Source organism: Burkholderia sp. HMSC10F09 (genome assembly GCF_001806955.1).
GTDB lineage: Bacteria > Pseudomonadota > Gammaproteobacteria > Burkholderiales > Burkholderiaceae > Burkholderia > Burkholderia multivorans.
The window spans coordinates 1-2,313 of sequence record NZ_KV786524.1 but is presented as its reverse complement, the minus strand read 5'-3'; the positions used below and the strand labels follow the sequence as shown (position 1 = coordinate 2,313).

Here is a 2,313-nt window from a genome sequence, read left to right as displayed (position 1 = left end):
GCGGCGTCTTCGACCAGCACGGCAGCGCTGCCGTCATCGGTTGCCGGCGCGCCGGCCGGCGCGCCGTCGGCCGCGCTGCCCGCGACGACCGTGCGTTTGCCGTTCGCGTCGCTCGGCGCATTCGATCCGCTGCGGCTGCGCGGCGCCGACGACGTACGCACGATCAACGCCGGTGTGCGGCTCGACCGTGTCGTGACGGGCGCGCGACTGCGCCTGACCTATGCGTATTCGCCGTCGCTCGTGTTCCCGATGTCGCACCTGAAGGTGTCGGTCAACGGCGAGGTGATCGCGACCGTCCCGTTCGATGCCGCGCAGGCCGGCCGCACGGTCACGCAGGACATTCCGATCGATCCGCGCTACTTCTCCGATTTCAACCAGATCGGCGTGCGGCTGATCGCGCATTACACGCTCGATCACTGCGAGGATCCGGCCAACTCCGCGCTGTGGGCCGACGTGAGTCCGACCAGCGAACTGATTCTCGACGAGGCGCCGGTGCGTCTGCCGAACGATCTCGCGCTGCTGCCCGCGCCGTTCTTCGACCGCCGCGACAACGCGCTCGTGCGGCTGCCGTTCGTGCTGCCCGCGTCGGCCGATTCGGCGACGCTGCGCAGCGCGGGCGTGCTCGCGTCGTGGTTCGGCGCGCTGGCCGACTATCGGCATGCGCGCTTTCCGGTGTCGGCGACGCTGCCTTCCGACGATCAGGCGGTCGTAATCGGCACGGCCGCGACGCTGCCGGCCGGCCTCGCGCTGCCGTCGGTGAACGGCCCGCTGCTCGCGGTCGCCGACAACCCGGCCGCGCCGGGCCGCAAGCTGCTCGTCGTCACGGGCCGCACGGCCGCCGAAGTCGACGACGCGGTCGCGACGCTCGTGCTCGGCCGCGCGGCGCTGTCGGGGCCGGCGGCGACGGTCGCGCACGTCGATCCGGGTGCGCCGCGCAAGCCGTACGACGCGCCGCGCTGGCTGCCGGTCAACCGGCCGATCGCGTTCCGCGAGCTCGTGTCGGACCCGCGCGCACTCGAGGTGCGCGGCACCGCGCCGGACGCGATCCGGCTGAACCTGCGCGTGCCCGCCGATCTGCATTCGTGGAACGGTAGCGGCGTACCGATTACGCTGCGCTATCGCTATACGGCGCCGACCGTGCAGGACAATTCGACGCTCGCGGTCGAGATCAACGACCAGCTCGTGAAGTCGTACCGGCTCGCGCCCGCGCGCGCCGAAGATGCGCGCGGCCGCCTGCAGCTGCCGCTGCTGTCGGTGCCGGACGGGCGCGTGACGAGCGACGTCGACATCCCGGCGTTCCGCGTCGGCAGCGGCAACCAGCTGCAGTTGCGCTTCACGCTCGATTCGCAGAAGACGGGCCTATGCTCGAGCACCGCCAGCGAGCCGCAACGCGCGGCGATCGATCCCGATTCGACGATCGACTTCTCGCATTTCGTTCACTACGCGCAGTTGCCGAACCTCGCGTACTTCGCGAACAGCGGCTTTCCGTTCACGCGTTTCGCGGACCTGTCGCAGACGGCCGTCGTGCTGCCGGATCGCCCGACCGCGCAGGATCTCGAAGCGTATTTGACGATGCTCGGCCACATGGGCGAATGGACCGGCTTTCCGGCGCTGCGCGTGCAGGTGGCGCGCGCGGCCGACGTCGCCGCGCTCGGCGGCAGCAAGGATCTGCTCGTGATCGACGGCGCATCGTCGTCGCCGTTGCTCGCGCATTGGCGCGCCGCGTTGCCGGTCGCGATCGGCGGCCCGCGCGGCGCGGGCGCGACGCGCGTCGCGTTTTCCGTCGACGAGCGCTGGCGCAACGGCGTCGGCCGGCCGGACGGCGGCGCGCACATCGAGCAGAGCGGGCCGCTCGCGACGCTCGCCGGTTTCGAGCTGCCGGGCAGTCACGGCCGCAGCGTGGTCGCGTTGACCGCGACCGAGCCGGGCCGCCTCGGCGAGCTGCTCGACGTGTTCGAGAAGCCGGGCCTCGTCGCGCAGGTGCAGGGCGACGTCGCGCTGGTGCGGGCGGGCGCCGTCGACAGCCTGCGCGTCGGCGAGCCGTACGTCGTCGGCTTCGTGCCGTGGTACGCGCGTGTGTGGACGCATGCGGCGCGGCACCCGGTCGTGCTCGGCGCGGTCGGCGTGGTCGCCGGGCTGCTGCTCGCGCTCGGTGCGTTCAGCGTGCTGCAGCGGATCGCCGCGCGTCGACGGGGGATGTAACGGATGGTGCGGGCAATCGGAATGCGGCGCGCGGCATCGGCGCGCCGGCTCGGCGCGACGTTCGTGCTGGCCGTCGCGGCGGCGTGTGCGGCAGGCGGCACGGTCGCGCGC

At 72.5% G+C, this 2,313-nt stretch carries 1 protein-coding gene; it reads left to right on the top strand.

All coding sequences use genetic code 11. From position 1 onward, the window contains the following. The coding region (bcsB, locus tag HMPREF3115_RS02500; protein WP_070553347.1) for a cellulose biosynthesis cyclic di-GMP-binding regulatory protein BcsB at positions 1-2,202 on the top strand (2,202 nt) is incomplete at its 5' end. Between the last annotated feature and the right edge of the window lie 111 nt (positions 2,203-2,313).